Genomic DNA, 21,845 nt, shown 5'->3' with positions numbered 1-21,845 from the left:
GTGCGAAATAGGAGCCGCGCAGACCATAGCGGAAGGTGGAAAAAGCCGATAATGGCAGCCACGACCATGGCCATGAGCCCGCCGGCGACCAGGCCGAACCACGGGTTGACGCCGAGCTGCACCTGGAGCACGGCGACCGTATAGGCGCCGGTGCCGAAATAGGCGGCGTGGCCGAAGGAGAACTGGCCGCCGTAGCCGCCCAGAATGTTCCAGGCCTGGCCGAGCAGGGCCGCGTAAAGGGTCATGATCACCAGGTTTAGCCAGAACTCGGAAGCGATCACGAAGGGGGCGAGGCCGATGAGGGCGAAGACGATGCCGAGAATAGCGAGCTGACGCATGGTCTTACACCTTGTGTCCGAGCAGGCCGGTCGGCCGGAAGATCAACACCAGGATGAAGATCGCAAAGATGCCGATCTGACCGAGGCTTTCGCCCAGAAATAACCCGCCGAGGGCTTCCACGACGCCGATGATCAACCCGCCGATCAGGGCGCCGACGAAGGAACCCATGCCGCCGAGCACGACGATGGTGAAGGCGATCAGGACGAAGCCGTGGCCGACCTGGGGGCTGACGTAATAACTGGGCAGCAGCAGGCAGGCGGCGACGCCGAGGCAGGCGATGCCGAGGCCGAAGCTCATGGCATAGACATGCTCGGTGTTGATGCCCACAAGCTTGGCGCCCTTGCGTTCCTTGGCAAGCGCGCGGATCGCCTTGCCGAGGTCGGTCTTGGCCATCAGGACCCAGAGGATGCCGGCGGTGACGAAGGCGCCGGCGAAGGCGATGACCTTGGGCAGCGGCAGGAAGGCGCCGAGGAATTCGATCACCTCGAAGGAATAGGGAGTGTCGATCACCCGCGTGTCCGACTTGAAGACGAACAGGGACAGGTTCTCGATCACGATCGACAGACCGAGGGTGACGAGCAGGATGTTCTCGTCGCGACCGTGGCCGGCCCGGGTGATGATCCCGCGCTGCAAGGCATAGCCGAGCGCGAACATCAGCGGAGGAACGATCAGCAGCGAGACATAAGGGTCGACACCGAACTGAACGTTGAGGAAATAGACCGCATAGAGCCCGATCATCAGCAGCGCGCCATGGGCGAAGTTGATGATGTGCAGGACGCCGTAGATCAGGGTCAGCCCGAGGGCGACCAGGGCGTAGAGCGCCCCCGTGGTCAACCCGTTCAGCACGGACGGAATGAGAATGGCCAGGTCAGGCATAAGACCGCTCGAAACTTAGAAGAAAATGCGCCGGGCTTTGGGAGCCCGGCGCCAGGTCGAAGGCTTTCTTCTTCTTATTATTTCATCGGGAATACCGCGTCGGCGGACGCGAATTCCTTGGGGAAGATCACCTCGATGTCGCCGTTGAGCACCTGGGTGTTCACCGGCTGGGCGCCCTGGTTCTGACCGCCTTCCATCTTGGTCGGGCCGTAGGGCATGTAGGACATGTCCATGGTCGAGATCGACAGGGCGTTGTTGACCGCATCCTTGTCGGTCGATCCTGCCCGCTCGAAGGCATCGGCCAGGGCAAGAACGGCGTTGTAGGTCAGGAACACCTCATAGGTGTAGATGAGGCCCTTGGCTTCGGCGGCCGCCTTGCGCTGCAGCGCCACGTCCGACTTCGGATTGAACCAGTGGTTACAGTCCATGATGTATTCGGCCGCTTCCGGGAATTCCTTGACGAACTTGTAGTTCGACGCGGCGCCGCCGAGCACCGAATAGATGCCCTTGGCCTCGATACGCTGCTGGCGCATGGTGCGGGCGAGCAGGACGTATTCGTTGTAGTAGTTGGCCGGAATGATCAGGTCGGGCTTCTTCGCCTTGATCTGCAGCACGATGTTGGTGAAGTCGCGGGTCGGGTTGGCGTGCTTGATAACCTCGACGACCTCGATGCCTTTCTCGGGCAGCTTTTTCGACAGGAGGTTGGCGGTGCCGGTGCCGAACAGGGATTCCTCGTGGATGATCATGGCCGTCTTCGCCGGGGAACCGGCGGCCTTGTTGATCGTGTCCAGGTTGTCGACCGCGAATTCGGCGATCTTGCCGTAGCCCGGACCGAAGCGGAACGTGTTGGGCAGGCCGCGGGTGACGATCTGGTCGGATACGCCGACATCGACCACATGCGGGGTGTTGGTCTTGGCCGCTTCCTGGGACGTGGCGAGCGAAATGGACGAGGCATAGCCGGCGACGATGCCGTCAATACCGGCTTCGGCCATCTTGGCGACTTCGGCGGCGCCGATATCGGGCTTGCCCTGGCTGTCTGCAAGCACGGCTTCAAGCTTTGCGCCGCCCATGGACTTGATGCCGCCGGCCGCATTGATGTCGGCAATCGCCATCAGCGCGCCTTCGCGGCACTGGGTGCCGGAAAAGGCGATGAAGCCGGAGACCGGATGGATCAGGCCGACCTTGACGGATGCCGGCTGGGCGCGCAGCACCGCCGGAAATCCGGTAATACCAAGTCCGAGTGCGGCAGCACCGGTCGTTTTCAGAAAATCGCGGCGGACGATGCCAGCCGACTTCTTGTCATCGGTCATATAGACCTCCCGTTTTGGACCTTGTCAGGTCGTGGTTTCCCGGTTTCCCGTCTGGATCATTGTTATCCGCCGTCGGCCGGGACCGATGGCGTCGTTGTCGCCGTCCAGCGCGGGCCGCTTTCCTCGCGGACCCGTCGCATGGACATTTCGAAGTGATAGAGATCGGGGCGGTAAAGCACCCGGATGTATTCCACCGGCCGTTCCCGGCTGTCGCAGACCACGCGGCGGACCTCGATCAGGGGCGCACCGGCGTGGATCGACAGGGCACCGGCAACCTCGGAATCCGCAAGGGTCGCCGAAATCGTCTGCCGGGCGGAACTGACGTCGACCCCGGCCCGTTCAAGCAGATTGAGCAGCGGCGTCACGTCCAGGTCCGAGCGTTCGAACTGGCGGCCGATTTCCGCAGGCACGTAGGTGACCAGATAGGACATGGGCTGCTGGTCGAGCCAGCGGACACGGACAGCACGCTGGACTTCCGTTCCCGCGTCCAGCTCCAGTGCCTGGGCGATGTCGTCGCCGGCCGGCACATATTCGAACTCGAGCACCTGGGCCTTGGTCGCAAGGCCCATCAGGGAGACGTTTTCCAGCCAGCCGTCAATGGAAGAGGTCACCGCCGGGGCAGGGGGGCGCTTGACCACACGGGTGCCGCGACCGCGCTCGCGCACCACGAGACCGGCATCGGCCAGCTCGTTGAGCGCGCGCTTGGCGGTGATGCGGGAAACGCCGAATTCGGTGGTCAGGTCCTGTTCGCCCGGAACGAGGTCGCCCTCCGACAGGTCGCCGCCGTAGATGCGGTTCCGCAGGATCAGGAAGATCTGGTGATAGAGCGGGACGTGCCCGGACGGATTGAGACGCCCCATGGAGCGGCGTTCCGGCTCCTGCGCCTTGTCCATCTGCTCCGCTTTCGCGCTCACCGCCTATCCTCCGGCCGATTGAATTTGTTAAATGGTATGTCATTATACCATTATGTCAACCCGGTTCGTTTGGGCTAAAACAATTCAAGGGAGAAACAGGTCATGCCGGTCATTCGCGTCACCCTGATCGAGGGCTATTCCGACGAAACCCGCCAGCGGCTCGGCAAGGCGCTGACGGACGCGGTGCGCACCACCATGGCCGCGCCGCTTGACGGCATCACCGTGAATATCGAGGAACTGAAACCCTCCAACTACATGCGCGGCGGCCAGTCGCGGGTGCCGGGCAAGGCGGCGCCCGATCCGGCATCTCGCATCCGGGAATTCCTGGAAACCATGGAGGCGCGAGACCTCGAAAAAGCGAAAAGCTTCCTGGCACCGGACTTCAGGATGACCTTTCCGGGTGCCGCCGAATTCACCACGCTGGAAGACCTGATCGCCTGGGCGAAACCGCGCTACCGCTTCGTGACCAAGACCTATGAGCGCTTCGACACCTGCGCCGGTGACGGCGGCGGCATCGTCTATTGCTATGGAACGCTTTCAGGAGAGTGGCCGGACGGCAAAGCCTTTTCCGGCATCCGCTTCATCGACCGGTTCGAATTCGCCGGCGACCTGATCGCCCGGCAGATGGTCTGGAACGATCTGGCGGAGGTTGGCCGGGGGTAGGGCAAGCGGTGGCTCACAAGATGCCCCAGCGTCAGTTGTTCAGCGGGCAGCAATTTTTCCATGTCTTTGAAACCACTGCCTTTTAGGGTTTCGCCAGATTCGCCCGCTCAATGAACGGCGTACCCGTCTCTTTGCCTTGACCCGTGGTTCCGGATGGAACAAGTTGCGGTTGTTAAGGGCTGGGAGACAACATGCATAAGTTTATTGCGCTCGCGCTGAGCGGGCTGGTTCTTGCCGCATGCGGAACCGTCACGCGCGGCACATCGGAAAACGTCGAAGTCTATTACGATCCGCCGAAAACCAGGGTCACGACCAACATCGGCTACACCTGCGATATCAGCCCGTGCAGCCTGAAGGTTTCCCGGAAAAAGGAATTCACCGTCAAGGCGGAACTGGCAGGGTACAAGCCGCAAACGGTTGAAGTCACCAGCAAGACGGCGCCGGGCGGCGCGGCCGGGCTTGCCGGAAATGTGCTCATCGGCGGCGTCATTGGCGCGGGCGTGGACCTGGCTTCGGGTGCAACGCTCAATCATTATCCCAATCCGGTCGTGATCGAGATGGTGCCGGTCAATCCGGGCAACCCGGCAACCCCGCGCGGCGACCTGTCGGAGATCAAGAAGAAGCTCGCCGACAAGGAAAAGGCACGTCAGGCGGCGATGAATCGGTAGGGCGGGTCATAAAGTACTGTTGCGTGATCAGCATATATGAGCCGTTTGAAAGCTGCACCGGCGGGGGTTTATAAACTATGTTTGAGCTTTTGGTATATTATGCTCTGACGAGTACGGCTCCTCCACACTGGCTAATATTCATCCCACTGATTTCATTGTATGGAAGTTTTTTTATTACATTCATATTGAAAATATGGCTTGGCATTGTCGATTGTACCCGAATTGCTTCGTTACATTCGGTGCACTTACCGCCGCGAACTCCCAGCACATGCTTTGAGTTTCCAACCCGCAATAAGCCATCGCAACCGTAGACGAATGCGTCTTTGTGGGTATGCAGAATGTAATCAATTTCCATGCAGCTAGAGCCGAGCGTAAAGGATAGTGCGGGCTGGTTGTCGTTTCGATTAAAAACAAACCGATTGCCGGTATGCGAGAAATCTCCATTGACGGGTGCGTCAACAACGAATTCATTTCTCATGACTTGGCAAAGTACTGTTCCGTCTAATGCACGAAAAGTTCCCGAAAGTATTATTGGCTCAAGTGGGTTTTCAGAGAATGCGAAGGACAAGACAGGCTCGTAGTCTACTACGACGTGTTGCTGGGTGGCTTGAACATGAACGCCAGACCATTTTACATAAAAATCGGGTTTGATTATTGGCTGTGTATATCGGGTGGGCGTGTTTACGCCCCTTTTTGTTCTAACGGCCAATTCGATGTCACCCGCATCAAGGGCCCCGCTGTGAAACATTCGATGATGCTGATCGCAAAGCAATACGATATCGTCAGGATCGTGTTGCTTAGCTTCGGAAAAAGGTATTCGGTTATGGTGGTAAGTGTAGGGAATTGATCCGCAGCACACACAACCAAAACCGCTACGGTTCCTAACCTCCTTCTTAATATCTTCAGGTATGTTCCGCTTCAGACCGTTCTTGTTTTCGTTTGACATTCTGAAGTCTCCAGACGCGAATTGGAGTTTCATTGAAAATGGATATTTGAATACATTTTGCATGCTTGGTAAGCGAATAAACTGTAATGAATTTTATTCGAAATGCTACTAAAGTTTGTTTTTCTTTTAAGATTTCAGTTGGAAGAGCGGATGTGTGAACCGAAGCTGGGAAATGTCTATTGGCTTTGATCGCCATTGCGTCAGACACGAGACTGCTGAATGGAATTAGTTTTCCAAGATCGGAGCGCATCCCGTCACAAGGCAATTAAATCTAAATTTTGTCGGGAAAATCTGGTGCCGGCAGCAGGATTCGAACCCGCGACCCCCTGATTACAAATCAGATGCTCTACCAGCTGAGCTATACCGGCCTATGAGCCGCCTTCTAGCAGAAAATTTCGGCTTGTGCATGCTTTTCGCATGAGGGGACGGGAAAACCGTTCCTTCGGCGGGAGAACGGCGGAAACCCGGGCGCCGCTGCTATGCGTATTGTGGATATTCGGGAAGCATGGCTTTGCCGGAAACCGCTTTTTCCCGCGGTATCCGGCTTGGTCAGGCGCGGCGCAGTGCCGTGCGCGGTTCTGTCCGCTTCCGGTCTGGAATAAACTTGAATATGTTATTCAAGTTATTAAGATGCGCCGCAATCGGACCGGTTGGACGGGAGACCCGGCGGCGGTCGATTCGAAACCAGCGATGAAGGGGAGTGCGGAATGTTTCTTGCGATGAACAGGTTCCGAGTGAACAAGGGCCAGGAAAGCGCGTTTGAGGAGGTCTGGAAGAACCGGGATTCCCAGCTGGACAAGTTGCCGGGCTTCAAGAGCTTTCACCTGATGAAGGGTCCGGAAGCGGAAGACGGCGCGACCGTGCTTTATGCCTCGCACACGATCTGGGCCAGCAAGGATGATTTCATCGCCTGGACCAAATCGGAGCATTTCCGCAATGCCCACAAGAACGCGGGCAGCAACAAGCATCTTTATGCCGGTCCGCCCCAGTTCGAGGGCTTCGAGGCCGTCGAGGGCGCGTGAGCGCCGTGGCCGAAGTGGAAGCGATCCCGGTGCTTCCCTCGCTGGATTTCGCCGAGACGAAGTGCTTTTACGAAGGCCTGCTCGGGTTTTCGAACATCTATGAAGCAGACAGCCGGGTCATTCTGCGGCGGGGCTCGATCGAGCTTCATTTCTGGCTGACCGACCGTAAGGACTTCTGCGAAAACAGCAGTTGCTATATTCGTGGCGGCGGGATCGATGCCTTGTACGAGGAGTTTCGCGGCAAGGGCGTGCCCGGGCTCAGCGCCTATGAAGTGCGACCATGGAATATGAAGGAATTTCATCTTCTGGATCCCCATGGCAACCTGTTGAGCTTCGGTCGCATTCCTTTTGAAAAAGAGGAAATGGCGGAAGACGGGGAGGGCGCGCATGAGCACTGAACCTGCCCGTCCCGAGGCGCCGCGCCTTCCGGATGAAGCCGCGGTCGCGCTGGAGATCCTGCGGCTGTTCTGCTTCAGCTACGCCAGGCCTGAAAAACAGACCTGGGAACTGGCGATGGAGACGGCGGAGCAGAGGTTCGGCCCTCAGCAGGGCTGGGCGGTCGCCCGGTGCGTGCTGCGCGTCTTGACGGTGCTGCGCCGGTCACGGACGACGGCCATCGGCTTCAAGAATCCCTTCTGCCAATCCTGCCGCAACCGTCTGACCGAGGACGAACGGCGGTTCGTCGGTCTGCTCGGCCTGGCAAGGCAGGGCCGGTCTCAAGGTGCGCAGGCGGAGGCGCTGATTCTATGCGAGGGGTTTGATCCGCAGCCGTTGCTTCTGGAAACGGACCGGCTCGCGGGACTGCTGTTCTCAAAGGCGCAGCCGTCAAAGCGGATGGTGTTTCGTTAAGGGGGAAGTCATCAACTCTGTTGTCTGATTTCTTCCGCAGGTCATTCCAGATCTCGCGATGGCGCTGGCGTGCCACGCGGTCTGGAATGACGGAAGAATTCGGATCTCCGCGCCCTCAAAGCCCCATTTTCGTCCGTGCCACGTAGAGCGCGAGCACCGCGGCGTTGGAAACGTTCAGCGACCGGATCTGACCCGGCATGTCGAGGCGGGCGAGGTGATCGCAGGCCTCGCGTACGCCCTGGCGCACGCCCTTGCCTTCCGAGCCGAGCACCAGCACCGTCTTCGGGCCGAACTCCGTTTCTTCCAGCGAGGCCTCGCCGTCGCTGTCCAGGGCGACGCAGGTAAAGCCTTGTTCGCTCATCTCGGTGATGAAACGGGCCATGTTCTTCACCCGCACATGCTTGATCATGTCGAGCGCGCCGCTGGCGGATTTGGCAAGCACCGGGCCTTCTTCGGGCGCATGGCGCTCGGTGGTGACCACCGCATCGGCATCAAGCGCCACGGCGGAGCGCAGGATCGCGCCGACGTTGTGCGGGTCGGTGACCTGGTCGAGGGCAAGCACCAGCCGGGCGCCCCTCAGCTCCTTCACACCATAGGCAGGCAGGGGATCGGCTTCCAGAATCACGCCCTGATGGACGGCGTCCCTTGTGACCATGTGATCGAGCTGGCGCGGCTGCACCGTCTCGATCGGCACATCGATCCTGATGCCGCGTTCCTCAAGCCGGCGCTGGGCGTTCTCAGTGGCAAACAGCTTACGCCGCTTGCGGTCCTTATTGGCGAAAGCGGCCTCTACCGTGTGCATGCCGTAAAGCAGGATCGGGCCTTCCGGCGGCAGGCCGGGCCGGCGCGGTGCGGGCTTCTTCTTGGCAAAGGGGATGCGGCCGCCCTTGGCCGATGGGCGTTTGGGACGCCGGTTGGGAGTGTCGTCGGTCATGGCGCACTCCTAAACCTAAATCCGGCGGCGGGAAAGATGTTCTATTCTTCCGTCTTCTGTTTGAGGTCCGCCAGAAAGGCGCGGATGCGCTTTGCGTTGACGCCCCGGTCGATGCGCCCGACCCGGGAGCGGGAGCGGATGTCGACGAGGGAGCCGTCGCCGTCTTCCTGAATGCGGATGACGATTTCGTCCTTGAACCCGAAGATCAGCGAGCTGGCAACCGCCTCGATCCGCCCCTCGTCGGGCACCTCGGCGACAATCTCCCAGCGCCGGTCTTTCACGATATCGAGGGCGAGCGCATAGGTCTTCTCAGGTGACGTCGCCAGGGTCATCGGCGCCAGATCCGGATAGGCCGTCTGCTGCAGCTCGGCTGTCGCGCCGCCCGGATAGTCGATCGGGTTGGGCATGTCCCAGAAGACGGGCGGATCTTCCCGGTCGGTGGTGATGTCGTTGATCGGCGGATAGGCCCGCGCCGTGTAATCGAAGCGGGCGGTCATTCCGAGCAGCGGGGCGCTGAGGACAAGTCCCAGGAGGCTGACGATCAGGCCGCGCCTGCCGCCTCCGGGGCGGGAGATGACAAGGCCGGCAAGCGACAAGAGGCAGCCGACGCCGGATACATAGACGGCCCACTCCGCAAGGCTCATGACCTCGGCCACGAACCAGGTGCCGCTCCGATAACCGATTACCGATGCGGCAAACAGACCAAAGCCGATGAGGGCGGCAAGGAAGCCGATCAGGGCGATTGTGGAGAGGGGCTTGTGGTCAAGCGCCGGGTTTGGGCCGGTCATTCTTCTTCTTTCTTGAACGTCTGTTCCCGGTTGATCGCGTAGCCGCTGGCCGGTCCGCGCACGGGCTGGATCAGCATGCGGTCGAGCCACAGGTCCCGGACGGTGCGGAATTGTTCGATGCCGATGGTCATGCCCTCATGGCCGTCGCGGGGCTGGGGGGTGTAGGTGCCGAGCAGCCGGTCCCACCAGGGCAGATTGAAGCCGAAGTTGCTGTTGGTCTCCGCCGGGTGGATGGAGTGATGGACCCGGTGCATGTCCGGCGTCACCACCAAGAGCCGGAGGATCCGGTCGACATTCTCCGGCAGCTTCACGTTGGAATGGTTGAACATGGCCGTCGCATTCAAGAGCACCTCGAAGATCAGCACGGCGACGGCGGGCGGGCCGAGCACGGCGACGACGGCCAGCTTGATCCCCATGGACAGGAGGATTTCCACCGGGTGGAAGCGCAGGCCGGTGGTCACGTCGATTTCCAGGTCCGCATGATGCATCCGGTGCAGCCGCCACAGGGCGGGCACGGCATGGAACATGACATGCTGCAGATAGATCGCCAGATCGAGGGCGGCGACAGACACCACGATGGCCAGCCAGGCCGGGACCTCGAAGACGTTGAACAGCCCCCAGCCGCGTTCGGCAGCCAGAAGCGCCAGCCCGACCGCGACGATCGGGAAGGTGAGCCGTACGAGGAAACTGTCGAGGAGGACCACGCCGATGTTGTTGGTCCAGCGGATCACGCGGGGGATTTCCCGCCGTCGGCGGGGACAGGCTGCTTCCCAGAGCGCCATGACGATCAGAACGCCGAGGAAGAAGGCGATGCGAATCAAAGGTTCGTTCGCGAGCAGGGTTTCAGTCATTCGATCTGGGCCGTCTCCGGGGGCCGGTGGGTCGCCGGCCTAATTTCGAATTTTCTAACATATATGGGAGATCCGACCGGATACCAAGCGGACCGGCCCGGATCTGCCCTGACCGCGCTGGCGGGTTTTCGTCGCATTTGCGGGATATCAAGGCGCAGATGGAACCATTGGCGGTAGACTTTCATTAATGAAAGAGACCCTGAAGCGAGGTGATGTCATGACCAGACTTATTCGGAATGCGGCGCTGGCGATCATTCTGGGGCTGAGCGGATCGGCCATCATGGCCGCGCAGGCTTCCGCACAATCCTGCGACAGCTACGCCCGCGACTACGCCAATCGGACAACCCGGACCGGGAACAATGTGGTTGGCGGCGCTGTTGGTGGCGCCGTTGTCGGCGGTGTCATCGGATCCGTCACCGGCAGCTGGGGGCGGGGTGCCGCTATCGGCGGCGGTGTCGGAGCTGCGGCGGGCGCCGGCAAGTCGTCGATCGAATGGGATCGGGCCTATAAACGGGCCTATAACGACTGCATGGCCAGGCGGAATACGCGGTCGGCGCCGCGTGGCGGTGGCCTGGAGCCCTGGACGCCGCAGTGGTACGACTACTGTGGCCGCAAGTACCGGTCGTTCAACCCCAATACGGGCTATTACACGACTTATGGCGGCCAGCAGCGGTTCTGCCGGTAATTTTGCCTGAGGCAGGCGTCTTGACGGAGGATCGGCCGGATTACTGGCCGATCCCGAAGATCATGCAGTTCGCCGTACCATGGGCGATCAGCTTGCCATTGGCGTCGAGAAGACTGCCTTCGGCGGTTGCAAGGCGCCGGCCGCGGTGAACGACGCGGCCTTCGCAGCGGGTTTCTCCTGCGCCGGGCATCAGCGGCCGGACCATATTCACCGTGAGCGACGTGGTCGTGCACAGTTCGCCGGCTTCAAGGTCGGTATGGACCGCGCAAGTCAGGGCCGAATCGAGGATCGTCGAAATCCAGCCGCCGTGAACGGTGCCCTGCGGGTTCATGTGCGCGGCGGACGGCGTGCCGGTGAAGACGGCGCGGCCACGTTCCGCTTCCCGCAACATCATTTCCATGGTGACCATGATCGGCGGCGCGGGCAGCCGGCCGGCCAGCATTGCCTCAAAGATTTCCACGCCGCTCATGCGGGCGATGATGTCGCGGGGCAGGGCGCCCAGATTTGTTATGCTGTCGGCTGTCGTTGTTTCACTCATGATGGATGTGTCCCTGTTTGCCATCTCAAGGGGTCATTCGGCGGGGGTTGTTGCTTCCAGGCGGTGGACAGCCTTGCGCAGGGCCGACAGATGCGTCCGGATCGCATCGGCATCCGGTTCGTCAAGCATGTCGGTCAGGCTGTTCTGAGCCAGCTGCCAGGCTTCATAAGCTTCCGCCAGTCGTTCTTCGCCTAGTGCGGTCAGTTCCGGAACGACCTGCTTCGGCCCCTTCTTGTTTTTGCGAACGAGATCTGCCTGCTCCAGCGGAAGCAGGTTACGCTGGAGAGTGGAGCGTTCGATGCCCATCAGCCGGGCGAGCGCGCTTAACGACTCCGCCTTGCCGGAGCCGATCACGCCGAGCAGGACGGCTTGGGTGACCTCCAGGCCGAGCGGCGCCAGATAGCGATTATAATGGCGGGTGACCAGATTGGCCGTTCGTCTGGCGGCATGGGCCAGGCAAACACGGCCCGTCCATTCAATATCCATCGGGTTCGGTTCTCCGGAAGTCGGATGATGTTGCATATACAACGTAATTGGTTGTAGCTACAACAATTAAATTGTGGCTGTTGCGCGTGAGACCGGACGTTAACTGCGGAGAACTGCCGGATTCTACCATGAGATGACGCCTCGCAATTGACTGCAAATAAAGATAATTCCGGAACCTGAAATGCTTTCGTGCCCCGGCGGGAGGGCGGAGAAGTGCAAAGTTGGGAAATTTTCCAAATGATCTGCAAATCGGCGTTGACACCACTACCCGTCATCTGCATAACACGCGCCACGGGATTGCTCGCCCCTCCGGGCGGGCTCTTCGTGAAGCCATCCTGAACGCTTCGGCGCGAAGCAGGACGAGATGGAGGAGTGCCCGAGTGGCTAAAGGGGACGGACTGTAAATCCGTTGGCTATGCCTACGTTGGTTCGAATCCAACCTCCTCCACCATCGTCCGGCCAACCTCCGGTGCGCGGGTGTAGCTCAATGGTAGAGCAGCAGCCTTCCAAGCTGATGACGAGGGTTCGATTCCCTTCACCCGCTCCATCTTGGGTGCTGATCGGAGTGTCCGGAACGGAAGCTGCTTTCGCCCGGAAATCCTGAACAGAACATACGGGAAGCAATTCGTCGTCTGCGGATACGTCCAAAGCGCCGGAAAGCGTCCCGCCTCGAGCCTTTAACGATTACACGTATTGGACAGAGAGCGACGCCGATGGCGAAGGAAAAATTTGAGCGTAACAAGCCGCACGTCAACATTGGCACGATTGGCCACGTTGACCATGGCAAGACCACGCTGACTGCTGCGATCACGATGACGCTGGCTGAAGCCGGCGGCGCGGAAGCCAAGGCCTATGACCAGATCGACGCAGCGCCTGAAGAAAAGGCACGCGGCATCACGATCTCCACGGCCCACGTTGAGTACGAGACGGAAAACCGTCACTACGCTCACGTTGACTGCCCTGGTCACGCCGACTACGTGAAGAACATGATCACCGGTGCTGCCCAGATGGACGGCGCGATCCTGGTGGTTTCGGCCGCCGATGGCCCGATGCCGCAGACCCGCGAGCACATCCTGCTTGCCCGTCAGGTCGGCGTTCCGGCTCTGGTCGTGTTCATGAACAAGGTTGACCAGGTCGACGACGAAGAGCTTCTCGAGCTCGTCGAAATGGAAATCCGTGAACTGCTGTCTTCTTACGAGTTCCCGGGCGACGACATTCCGATCGTCAAGGGTTCTGCCTTGGCAGCTGTTGAAAACCGCGACCCGGCCATCGGCCGCGACGCGATCCGTCAGCTGATGGCTGAAGTGGATGCCTACATCCCGACCCCGGAACGTCCGAAGGATCTGCCGTTCCTGATGCCGATCGAAGACGTGTTCTCGATCTCCGGCCGCGGTACGGTTGTGACCGGCCGTGTCGAGCGTGGCATCGTCAAGGTTGGTGAAGAAGTCGAGATCGTCGGCATCAAGGACACGCAGAAGACGACGGTTACCGGCGTTGAAATGTTCCGCAAGCTGCTGGACAGCGGTGAAGCCGGCGACAACATCGGCGCCCTGATCCGCGGCGTTGGCCGTGAGGACGTTGAGCGCGGCCAGGTTCTTTGCAAGCCGGGTTCTGTGACCCCGCACACGAAGTTCAAGGCCGAAGCCTACATCCTGACGAAGGAAGAAGGCGGCCGTCATACGCCGTTCTTCACGAACTACCGTCCGCAGTTCTACTTCCGTACGACGGACGTGACGGGTGTTGTGACGCTGCCGGAAGGCACGGAAATGGTGATGCCGGGCGACAACGTGTCGGTTGACGTCGAGCTGATCGTGCCGATCGCCATGGAAGAAGGCCTGCGCTTCGCTATCCGCGAGGGTGGCCGCACCGTCGGTGCAGGCGTCGTCGCTTCCATCATCGAGTAAGATGAATTCGAATGCCGGGCAGCAAATCTGCCCGGCATTCATTTGTCCCGACATCTTGCCAAGGCAGGGCGGAGGGACTATCAGGAGCAAGGCCAGTCGGGATCTATTCGGACCGGTCATTCTTGAAGGGGTGTAGCTCAGTTGGTAGAGCGACGGTCTCCAAAACCGTAGGTCGGGGGTTCGAGACCCTCCGCCCCTGCCATTTTGCTCTTGATCATCGGCTCCTGAGGGCTTAAATAGGTTTCTCGGGTGAGGCGCGCGAAGCATTTTCGCGCGCCCACTCGCATTTAACAGACCGGAATCGGAATGGCGAAGACCAATCCCTTTACATTTGTTCAGCAAGTGCGCTCCGAAGTATCCAAGGTGACGTGGCCGACACGGCGCGAGACCGGGGTTACAACCGTGATGGTGTTCATCATGGTGGCGATCGCGTCGATTTTTTTCCTCGTCGCCGATCAGCTCATGGGTTGGGGCGTGAGCCTGCTTCTGGGCTTGGGCGGTTAAGGGCCCACTGGTTGAGCGGCGGAACAGTTTAGAAGAAAAAGAACGGATCTGAGGGTCATGGCCAAGCGCTGGTACATTGTGCACGCCTATTCGAATTTCGAGAAGAAGGTGGCTGAGGCCATCCGCGAAAAGGCCGAGCAGCAGGGGCTGTCCGATCTTTTCGAGGAAATCCTTGTTCCGATGGAAAAGGTCGTTGAAGTGCGCCGTGGCCGCAAGGTCGATACCGAGCGCAAGTTCTTCCCCGGCTACGTGCTGGTGAAGATGGAAATGACCAACGATGCGTATCACCTGATCAAGAATACGCCGAAGGTAACCGGTTTTCTGGGATCCGACCAGAAGCCGATGCCGATCCCGGAGCGCGAAGCCATGCAGATCCTGCACCAGGTGCAGGAAGGTGTTGATCGGCCGAAGCCGTCCGTCAGCTTCGAAGTCGGCGAGCAGGTTCGCGTTTCCGATGGGCCGTTTGCGTCCTTCTCCGGACTGGTGGAAGAAGTCGACGACGAGCGCGCCCGCCTGAAGGTCGCGGTGTCCATCTTCGGCCGGGCAACGCCTGTGGAGCTGGAATTCGGTCAGGTCGACAAGATCTGATCGTGTTGCGCCGCTGCGGCGGCGTGTGTGTGGCCCGGCAGCTCCGCAACGGATGTGCCGGGAGTAAAAGTCGGTGGCAGGTTCGGGCACTCTTCGCCGGGTGCTCACTAGGACCGGACCACCAACTCCCCAGGAGTTCGGGGATCAACTGCCGAACTCCGGTAATTGGAGAGAGAAATGGCGAAGAAAATTGAAGGTTACCTGAAGCTGCAGGTGCCGGCAGGGTCCGCGACGCCGTCGCCCCCCATTGGTCCGGCACTCGGTCAGCGCGGTCTGAACATCATGGAATTCTGCAAGGCGTTCAACGCGCAGACCCAGGATGTCGAAAAGGGTGCGCCGTGCCCGACCGTCATTACCTACTTCACCGACAAGTCCTTTACGTTCGAGGTGAAGACCGCCCCGGTGAGCTTCTTCCTGAAGAAGGCCGCCAAGCTGCCGAAAGGCTCGCAGACTCCGGGCCGCGGCACGGTCGGTTCCGTCAGCAAGGCACAGGTGCGTGAAATCGCCGAAGCCAAGATGAAGGATCTGAACGCCAACGACGTCGAGGCAGCAATGCTGATGGTCGAAGGCTCCGCCCGTTCCATGGGTCTCGAGGTTAAGGGGTAAGGTCATGGCGAAGGTAGGAAAACGAGTTCGCGCTGCCCGCGAAGGCATTGATCGCAACAAGACCTATGCTCTCGGCGAAGCGCTTGGCATGGTCAAGGAACGCGGCAAGGCCAAGTTCGACGAAACCGTCGAAGTTGCCATCAACCTCGGCGTTGATCCGCGTCACGCAGACCAGATGGTCCGCGGCGTGTGCATTCTGCCGAACGGCACCGGCAAGACCGTCAAGGTTGCCGTGTTCGCCCGTGGCGACAAGGCTGAAGAAGCCAAGTCTGCTGGCGCCGATATCGTCGGTGCCGAGGAGCTGGTCGCTGAAGTCCAGTCCGGCAAGATTGAGTTCGATCGCTGCATTGCAACGCCGGACATGATGCCGCTGGTCGGCCGTCTCGGTAAGGTGCTCGGCCCTCGCGGCCTGATGCCGAACCCGAAAGTCGGAACCGTGACCCCGGACGTGGCGGCTGCCGTCAACGATGCCAAGGGCGGGGCGGTTCAGTTCCGCGTCGAGAAGGCCGGGATCGTTCATGCCGGCGTCGGCAAGGTCTCCTTCTCGCTGGAAGCGCTGGAGCAGAACATCAAGGCGCTGCTGGATGCTGTCCAGAAGGCCAAGCCGAGCGGATCCAAAGGGTCTTACCTGAAGCGCATTGCCGTGTCCTCCACCATGGGCCCGGGCGTGAAGGTCGATCTGGCGAGCCTCGCCGAGTGATTTAAAGCGCCGGTCCGAGGCCGGCGCGCCAACAGAATTCCAGCCGGGCGACCGGCTGGATAGATCCGGCGGATAGCCGGGTCGCCCTGTCCGAGACTGCAGGTGCCGGGAAACCGGTTTAAGCCACATGGGCCTGCATAGATGGGTGAGAACCGAATTCCCGGGAACGGGCAGAAGGTTCGAACCAGGCCTTGCCGCTTGCGTTTCGCATGTGTCGAGGGGACAGGACCCTTGAGCGTCGCTTGCAGACGCCCCGGGTTCGGGGCCTAAGCAGGCGGCAAAGGCAAACCGGCGGCGGAAACGCCGCCAAATGGAGAAGGCAAGTGGAAAGAGCGGAAAAGCACGAGTTCGTGACGGCCCTCAACAGCGAGCTGGGTGATACCGGCGTTGTGGTTGTCGCGCACTATGCAGGCCTTTCGGTTGCGCAGATGACGGCCCTTCGGGCATCGGTGCGTGCAGCTGGCGGTTCTGTCAAAGTCGCAAAAAACCGCCTTGTGAAACTTGCCCTTCAAGGCACGGAACTGGAGCACATCTCCGACCTGTTTTCCGGCCCGACCCTGATCGCCTATTCGGAAGATCCGGTCGCAGCCCCGAAAGCTGTCGTTGATTTTGCCAAGGGACACGAGAAACTCGTGATCCTCGGCGGTGCTCTCGGCTCCACCAACCTGAACCCGGAAGGGGTCAAGTCTCTGGCTACCATGCCGTCGCTCGACGAGCTGCGTGCAAAGCTGGTTGGCATGATCCAGACCCCGGCGAGCCGTATCGCCCAGGTTGTCAACGCTCCGGCCGGGCAGCTTGCCCGCGTCTTCGGCGCGTACGCCAAGAAGGACGAGGCCGCATAAGGCGACCCAAACAAACACTGTCTGTAACCAATACTGGTTCGAACTTTAAGGTAGAAATAAAATGGCTGATCTCGAAAAGCTCGTAGATGAACTGTCCGCGCTGACCGTTATGGAAGCTGCTGAACTGTCGAAGCTTCTGGAAGAAAAGTGGGGCGTTTCCGCTGCTGCTCCGGTCGCAGTTGCTGCTGCTGCTCCCGGCGGTGAAGGCGCTGCTGCTGCAGAAGAAAAGACCGAGTTCGACGTCGTTCTGGCGTCTGCCGGCGACAAGAAGATCAACGTGATCAAGGAAGTCCGCGCAATCACCGGTCTTGGCCTGAAGGAAGCAAAGGAACTCGTCGAGTCCGCTCCGAAGCCGGTCAAGGAAGGCGTTTCCAAGGACGAAGCCGAAGAGCTGAAGAAGAAGCTGGAAGAAGCCGGCGCTTCTGTCGAGCTGAAGTAATCGGGCTTAACGCCCAACAGCGGTCCCGGAGCAATCCGGGACCGTTTTCTGGCCCCGGCGGGAGTTTCCCGTGTCCGGGGCAAAAGTCCCAATAGGGGGACGGTTTTCCGAAGCGCCCGGGCTCAGGCCCGATTGGAAAAGGGGCGTTTCGGCCAGCCGTTACCCGGCCGATACGAGGAGCGACAATGACCCAAACGTTCAACGGTCGCAAAAAGGTCCGGAAGTTTTTCGGATCCATCCGCGATGTTGCGGAAATGCCTAACCTCATCGAGGTTCAAAAGGCATCATACGACCAGTTCCTGCAAGTTGACGAGCTGCCCGGCGGCGGCCGGATCAATGACGGTCTGGAGGCGGTCTTCCAGTCCGTTTTCCCGATTTCGGATTTTGCGGGTACCTCTCTGCTGGAATTCGTTTCCTACGAATTCGAGACGCCGAAATATGATGTGGACGAGTGCCGCCAGCGCGGCATGACGTTTGCCGCTCCGCTGAAGGTCACCCTGCGTCTGATCGTGTTCGATGTCGACGAAGACACCGGTGCGAAGTCCGTCAAGGACATCAAGGAACAGGATGTCTACATGGGCGACATGCCGTTCATGACGGACAACGGCACCTTCGTCGTCAATGGCACCGAGCGCGTCATCGTTTCCCAGATGCACCGGTCGCCCGGTGTGTTCTTCGACCACGACAAGGGCAAGACCCATTCGTCCGGCAAGCTCCTGTTCGCTGCTCGTGTGATCCCTTATCGCGGATCCTGGCTCGACATCGAGTTCGATGCCAAGGACATCGTCCATGCGCGTATCGACCGCAGGCGCAAGATCCCGGTCACCTCTCTGCTCATGGCCCTCGGCCTGGACGGCGAGGGGATCCTCAACACGTTCTACAACCGGATCGACTACACCCGGACTGCCGAGAACACCTGGCGCATGCCGTTCGACGGCAACCGTCTGAAGGGGGCCAAGGCCTCCTACGATCTGGTTGACGCCGACAGCGGCGAAGTGGTCGTGGAAGCCGGTCGCAAGATCACCGCGCGTACCATCAAGCAGCTCTCCGAAAAGGGCGTGACCGCCCTGAAGGTGACTGACGAGGACCTGCACGGCCAGTACCTGGCCGAGGACATCGTCGATCCGTCCACGGGCGAGATCTTCGCCGAGGCCGGCGACGAGATCACCGGCAAGACCCTGGAAGAGCTGGTGGAACGCGGCTATCATGAGCTGCCGATCCTCGACATCGACCATGTCAACACCGGCGCCTATATCCGCAACACCCTGGCCGTCGACAAGAACGAGTCCCGCGAGGACGCGCTGTTCGACATCTACCGGGTGATGCGTCCGGGCGAGCCGCCCACGATCGACACCGCCGAAGCCATGTTCCAGTCGCTGTTCTTCGACGACGAGCGCTACGATCTGTCCGCGGTCGGCCGCGTGAAGATGAACATGCGCCTCGACCTGGAGTGCGAGGACACCGTCCGCGTGCTGCGCAAGGAAGACATCCTGTCCGTCATCAAGGTTCTCCTGGAACTGCGCGACGGCAAGGGCGAGATCGACGACATCGACAACCTCGGCAACCGCCGGGTGCGCTCGGTCGGCGAGCTGATGGAAAACCAGTATCGCGTTGGCCTGCTGCGCATGGAACGTGCGATCAAGGAACGCATGAGCTCGGTCGAGATCGACACGGTCATGCCGCAGGACCTGATCAACGCCAAGCCGGCGGCTGCCGCCGTGCGCGAGTTCTTCGGTTCCTCGCAGCTGTCCCAGTTCATGGACCAGACCAACCCGCTGTCTGAAGTCACCCACAAGCGGCGCCTGTCCGCCCTCGGCCCGGGCGGTCTGACCCGCGAACGTGCGGGCTTCGAAGTGCGCGACGTGCACCCGACCCACTACGGCCGTATCTGCCCGATCGAGACGCCGGAAGGCCCGAACATCGGTCTGATCAACTCGCTCGCCACCTTTGCTCGCGTGAACAAGTACGGCTTCATCGAAAGCCCGTACCGCAAGGTGAAGGACGGCGTGGTGACCAACGAGGTCGTCTATCTGTCCGCCATGGAAGAGGCCAAGCACTATGTGGCCCAGTCCAACGCGGTCTACGACGCCAACGGTCACTTCACCGAAGAGCTGATCACCTGCCGTCACGCCGGCGAGAACATGATGGTTCCGTCGGAACGCGTCGATCTTATGGACGTGTCACCGAAGCAGCTCGTGTCGGTCGCCGCGGCTCTGATCCCGTTCCTGGAAAACGATGACGCCAACCGCGCCCTCATGGGCTCGAACATGCAGCGTCAGGCCGTGCCGCTGGTCCGCGCCGAGGCACCGTTCGTCGGTACCGGCATGGAAGCCGTCGTGGCACGTGATTCCGGCGCCGCCATCGGCGCCCGCCGTACCGGCGTGGTCGATCAGGTCGATGCGACCCGTATCGTCATCCGGGCGACGGAAGATCTCGACCCGGGCAAGTCCGGCGTCGACATCTACCGGCTGATGAAGTTCCAGCGTTCCAACCAGAACACCTGCATCAACCAGCGTCCGCTGGTGCGTGTCGGTGACGTGGTCCACAAGGGCGACATCATCGCCGACGGTCCGTCCACGGATCTCGGCGATCTGGCGCTCGGCCGGAACGTGCTGGTCGCGTTCATGCCCTGGAACGGCTACAACTTCGAGGATTCCATCCTCCTGTCCGAGCGCATCGTCTCCGACGACGTGTTCACCTCCATCCACCTTGAGGAATTCGAGGTGATGGCGCGTGATACCAAGCTCGGTCCGGAAGAAATCACCCGCGATATTCCGAACGTTTCGGAAGAAGCGCTGAAGAACCTCGATGAAGCCGGGATCGTCTATATCGGTGCGGAACTGCATCCCGGCGATATCCTCGTCGGCAAGATCACGCCGAAGGGCGAAAGCCCGATGACGCCGGAGGAAAAGCTCCTGCGCGCCATCTTCGGCGAAAAGGCATCCGACGTTCGCGACACCTCCCTGCGCCTGCCGCCGGGGGTTTCCGGTACGGTCGTGGAAGTGCGCGTCTTCAACCGCCACGGGGTGGAAAAGGACGAGCGCGCCATGGCGATCGAGCGCGAGGAAATCGAGCGTCTCGCCAAGGACCGGGATGACGAACAGGCGATCCTCGACCGCAACGTCTATGGCCGCCTGGCCGAAATGCTGCTCGGCAAGACCGCCATCGGCGGGCCGAAGGGCTTCAAGAAGGACACCGTTCTGGACGGCGACGCCCTGAACGAGTTCCCGCGGTCGCAGTGGTGGCAGTTTGCCGTCGACGACGAGAAGTTCATGAGCGAAATCGAGGCTCTGCGCGGTCAGTACGACGACAGCCGCAAGCGTCTCGAGCAGCGCTTCATCGACAAGGTGGAGAAGCTGCAGCGCGGTGATGAACTGCCGCCGGGCGTCATGAAGATGGTCAAGGTCTTCGTTGCCGTGAAGCGCAAGCTTCAGCCGGGCGACAAGATGGCCGGCCGTCACGGAAACAAGGGCGTGGTCTCCAAGATCAACCCCTGTGAGGACATGCCGTTCCTGGAAGACGGGACCCACGTGGATATCGTGCTGAACCCGCTCGGCGTGCCGTCGCGCATGAACGTCGGACAGATTCTCGAAACGCACCTGGGCTGGGCTTGTTCCGGTATGGGCAAGCGGATCGGGGAACTCTACGATCAGTACCGCAAGTCCGGCGAGATCGATCAGCTTCGTGGCAAGATCGTCGAGATCTACGGCGACAACCTGAAGGGCGACAACGTCAAGGAGTACGATGATCAAGGCATCGAACGCCTGGCCGAGCAGCTCAAGAAGGGCGTTTCCATCGCGACGCCGGTCTTCGACGGTGCGCGTGAGCCGGATGTGGTCGAGGCACTCAATATCGCCGGCCTGAAGCCGTCGGGTCAGTCGACCCTCTATGACGGCCGGACCGGGGAAGAGTTCGACCGCCAGGTCACCGTGGGCTACATCTACATGCTGAAGCTCCACCACCTGGTCGACGACAAGATCCACGCCCGTTCGATCGGCCCGTACTCGCTCGTTACCCAGCAGCCGCTGGGCGGCAAGGCGCAGTTCGGCGGTCAGCGCTTCGGCGAGATGGAGGTCTGGGCGCTTGAAGCTTACGGTGCAGCCTACACGCTGCAGGAAATGCTTACCGTCAAGTCGGATGACGTGGCTGGTCGTACGAAGGTCTACGAGGCCATCGTCCGCGGCGACGACACCTTCGAAGCGGGCATTCCGGAAAGCTTCAACGTGCTTGTTAAGGAAATGCGGTCTTTGGGTCTGAACGTTGAGTTGCAGCGTACCGACCAGCCCATGATCACCGATGAACCGGCTGCAGATGCGGCCGAGTAACCGGATGGGCATGAAAAAGACCGAATTTGGACTTGGAATGCAGGCAGAGGGGAGCGTGAAGGCGGATT

23 protein-coding genes, 4 tRNA genes and 1 pseudogene are annotated in these 21,845 nt (G+C 60.6%); 17 read left to right on the top strand and 11 right to left on the bottom strand.

Annotation, left to right across the window (positions count from 1 at the left end; genetic code table 11):
- Positions 1-89: 89 nt before the first annotated feature.
- The 4 genes and pseudogenes from ABIN98_RS10570 to ABIN98_RS10555 form a co-directional block, all read right to left on the bottom strand.
- A pseudogene (locus tag ABIN98_RS10570) lies at positions 90-245 on the bottom strand (branched-chain amino acid ABC transporter permease); the annotation flags it as partial.
- 97 nt (positions 246-342) lie between these two features.
- Positions 343-1,215, bottom strand: coding sequence for a branched-chain amino acid ABC transporter permease (locus ABIN98_RS10565; protein WP_346909773.1), 873 nt, complete (start codon positions 1,213-1,215; stop codon positions 343-345).
- Between the two features lie 77 nt (positions 1,216-1,292).
- Positions 1,293-2,525 (bottom strand): ABC transporter substrate-binding protein, encoded by a 1,233-nt coding sequence (locus ABIN98_RS10560; RefSeq protein WP_346909771.1) that lies wholly within the window; start codon positions 2,523-2,525, stop codon positions 1,293-1,295.
- 62 nt (positions 2,526-2,587) lie between these two features.
- A complete protein-coding gene (locus ABIN98_RS10555; RefSeq protein ID WP_346909770.1) occupies positions 2,588-3,439 on the bottom strand; it encodes a GntR family transcriptional regulator in 852 nt (283 codons plus the stop codon).
- A gap of 102 nt (positions 3,440-3,541) precedes the next feature.
- Here ABIN98_RS10555 and ABIN98_RS10550 point away from each other — a divergent pair, with 102 nt between their 5' ends.
- Both ABIN98_RS10550 and ABIN98_RS10545 read left to right on the top strand, forming a co-directional pair.
- Positions 3,542-4,102 carry a tautomerase family protein gene (locus tag ABIN98_RS10550; RefSeq protein ID WP_346909768.1) on the top strand — a complete coding sequence of 187 codons (561 nt, stop codon included), beginning with the start codon at positions 3,542-3,544 and terminating at the stop codon, positions 4,100-4,102.
- Between the two features lie 191 nt (positions 4,103-4,293).
- Positions 4,294-4,770, top strand: a complete 477-nt coding sequence (locus ABIN98_RS10545) for a translation initiation factor 2 (protein WP_346909767.1) — start codon at positions 4,294-4,296, stop codon at positions 4,768-4,770.
- A gap of 97 nt (positions 4,771-4,867) precedes the next feature.
- Here ABIN98_RS10545 and ABIN98_RS10540 read toward each other — a convergent pair whose 3' ends face one another.
- The gene (locus ABIN98_RS10540) at positions 4,868-5,716 is read right to left on the bottom strand and encodes an HNH endonuclease signature motif containing protein (RefSeq protein ID WP_346909765.1); all 849 of its coding nucleotides are present in this window, start codon (positions 5,714-5,716) and stop codon (positions 4,868-4,870) included.
- 292 nt (positions 5,717-6,008) lie between these two features.
- Positions 6,009-6,084, bottom strand: a tRNA-Thr gene (locus ABIN98_RS10535).
- 339 nt (positions 6,085-6,423) lie between these two features.
- On the opposite strand from ABIN98_RS10535, the gene ABIN98_RS10530 reads away from it, so the two are divergent.
- Genes ABIN98_RS10530 through ABIN98_RS10520 form a run of 3 tightly spaced genes read left to right on the top strand, consistent with a single transcriptional unit; the run spans position 6,424 to position 7,587 of the window.
- Positions 6,424-6,738: an antibiotic biosynthesis monooxygenase gene (locus ABIN98_RS10530; protein WP_346909763.1), complete on the top strand. Its 315-nt coding sequence runs from the start codon at positions 6,424-6,426 to the stop codon at positions 6,736-6,738.
- Entirely contained in the window at positions 6,735-7,136 is a 402-nt protein-coding gene (locus ABIN98_RS10525; RefSeq protein WP_346909761.1) for a VOC family protein, read from the top strand. The genes ABIN98_RS10530 and ABIN98_RS10525 overlap by 4 nt, the downstream gene beginning before the upstream one ends.
- Entirely contained in the window at positions 7,126-7,587 is a 462-nt protein-coding gene (locus tag ABIN98_RS10520) for a hypothetical protein (RefSeq protein ID WP_346909759.1), read from the top strand. The genes ABIN98_RS10525 and ABIN98_RS10520 overlap by 11 nt, the downstream gene beginning before the upstream one ends.
- A 115-nt stretch (positions 7,588-7,702) precedes the next feature.
- On the opposite strand, the gene rlmB is transcribed toward ABIN98_RS10520, so the two are convergent.
- From rlmB to ABIN98_RS10505, 3 genes are read right to left on the bottom strand one after another with little or no spacing between them, the layout of a single operon-like run.
- Positions 7,703-8,521: a 23S rRNA (guanosine(2251)-2'-O)-methyltransferase RlmB gene (rlmB, locus tag ABIN98_RS10515; protein ID WP_346909757.1), complete on the bottom strand. Its 819-nt coding sequence runs from the start codon at positions 8,519-8,521 to the stop codon at positions 7,703-7,705.
- A gap of 41 nt (positions 8,522-8,562) precedes the next feature.
- Entirely contained in the window at positions 8,563-9,309 is a 747-nt protein-coding gene (locus tag ABIN98_RS10510) for a DUF1499 domain-containing protein (protein ID WP_346909755.1), read from the bottom strand.
- Complete coding sequence (locus ABIN98_RS10505) at positions 9,306-10,160, bottom strand: sterol desaturase family protein (RefSeq protein ID WP_346909754.1); 855 nt, start codon at positions 10,158-10,160, stop codon at positions 9,306-9,308. Before ABIN98_RS10505 ends, ABIN98_RS10510 begins: the two co-directional genes overlap by 4 nt.
- 217 nt (positions 10,161-10,377) lie before the next feature.
- Here ABIN98_RS10505 and ABIN98_RS10500 point away from each other — a divergent pair, with 217 nt between their 5' ends.
- A complete protein-coding gene (locus ABIN98_RS10500) occupies positions 10,378-10,845 on the top strand; it encodes a BA14K family protein (protein ID WP_346909752.1) in 468 nt (155 codons plus the stop codon).
- A 40-nt stretch (positions 10,846-10,885) separates the two neighbouring features.
- Here the strand turns inward: ABIN98_RS10500 and ABIN98_RS10495 are convergent, their stop codons facing one another.
- Complete coding sequence (locus tag ABIN98_RS10495; protein WP_346909750.1) at positions 10,886-11,383, bottom strand: PaaI family thioesterase; 498 nt, start codon at positions 11,381-11,383, stop codon at positions 10,886-10,888.
- Positions 11,384-11,416: 33 nt separating this feature from the next.
- Positions 11,417-11,869: a MarR family winged helix-turn-helix transcriptional regulator gene (locus tag ABIN98_RS10490; RefSeq protein WP_346909748.1), complete on the bottom strand. Its 453-nt coding sequence runs from the start codon at positions 11,867-11,869 to the stop codon at positions 11,417-11,419.
- Between the two features lie 366 nt (positions 11,870-12,235).
- Here ABIN98_RS10490 and ABIN98_RS10485 point away from each other — a divergent pair.
- The 11 genes from ABIN98_RS10485 to rpoB all read left to right on the top strand — a co-directional run bounded on the left by ABIN98_RS10485 (position 12,236) and on the right by rpoB (position 21,777).
- Positions 12,236-12,320: transfer RNA gene (locus ABIN98_RS10485), tRNA-Tyr, on the top strand.
- 22 nt (positions 12,321-12,342) lie between these two features.
- Positions 12,343-12,416: transfer RNA gene (locus tag ABIN98_RS10480), tRNA-Gly, on the top strand.
- A 166-nt stretch (positions 12,417-12,582) separates the two neighbouring features.
- Complete coding sequence (tuf, locus tag ABIN98_RS10475) at positions 12,583-13,773, top strand: elongation factor Tu (protein ID WP_346909731.1); 1,191 nt, start codon at positions 12,583-12,585, stop codon at positions 13,771-13,773.
- A gap of 126 nt (positions 13,774-13,899) precedes the next feature.
- A tRNA-Trp gene (locus tag ABIN98_RS10470) sits at positions 13,900-13,975 on the top strand.
- Between the two features lie 104 nt (positions 13,976-14,079).
- Positions 14,080-14,277 carry a preprotein translocase subunit SecE gene (gene secE, locus ABIN98_RS10465; protein ID WP_346894992.1) on the top strand — a complete coding sequence of 66 codons (198 nt, stop codon included), beginning with the start codon at positions 14,080-14,082 and terminating at the stop codon, positions 14,275-14,277.
- Between the two features lie 57 nt (positions 14,278-14,334).
- Positions 14,335-14,865, top strand: coding sequence for a transcription termination/antitermination protein NusG (gene nusG / locus ABIN98_RS10460; RefSeq protein ID WP_346894994.1), 531 nt, complete (start codon positions 14,335-14,337; stop codon positions 14,863-14,865).
- Between the two features lie 177 nt (positions 14,866-15,042).
- A complete protein-coding gene (rplK, locus tag ABIN98_RS10455; protein WP_346909746.1) occupies positions 15,043-15,471 on the top strand; it encodes a 50S ribosomal protein L11 in 429 nt (142 codons plus the stop codon).
- Between the two features lie 4 nt (positions 15,472-15,475).
- The gene (gene rplA / locus ABIN98_RS10450; RefSeq protein ID WP_346909745.1) at positions 15,476-16,171 is read left to right on the top strand and encodes a 50S ribosomal protein L1; all 696 of its coding nucleotides are present in this window, start codon (positions 15,476-15,478) and stop codon (positions 16,169-16,171) included.
- Positions 16,172-16,494: 323 nt separating this feature from the next.
- On the top strand, positions 16,495-17,013 hold the full coding sequence (gene rplJ, locus ABIN98_RS10445; protein WP_346909743.1) for a 50S ribosomal protein L10: 519 nt from the start codon (positions 16,495-16,497) through the stop codon (positions 17,011-17,013).
- A gap of 61 nt (positions 17,014-17,074) precedes the next feature.
- Positions 17,075-17,452: a 50S ribosomal protein L7/L12 gene (gene rplL, locus ABIN98_RS10440; protein WP_346909741.1), complete on the top strand. Its 378-nt coding sequence runs from the start codon at positions 17,075-17,077 to the stop codon at positions 17,450-17,452.
- A gap of 185 nt (positions 17,453-17,637) precedes the next feature.
- The gene (gene rpoB, locus ABIN98_RS10435; protein ID WP_346909740.1) at positions 17,638-21,777 is read left to right on the top strand and encodes a DNA-directed RNA polymerase subunit beta; all 4,140 of its coding nucleotides are present in this window, start codon (positions 17,638-17,640) and stop codon (positions 21,775-21,777) included.
- Positions 21,778-21,845 lie beyond the last annotated feature (68 nt).

The sequence above is a fragment of the uncultured Roseibium sp. genome, from assembly GCF_963675095.2.
In the GTDB taxonomy this organism is placed as follows: Bacteria; Pseudomonadota; Alphaproteobacteria; order Rhizobiales; family Stappiaceae; genus Roseibium.
Note: the sequence above shows the minus strand (reverse complement) of the source record. Positions and strands in the feature narration are given on the sequence as shown.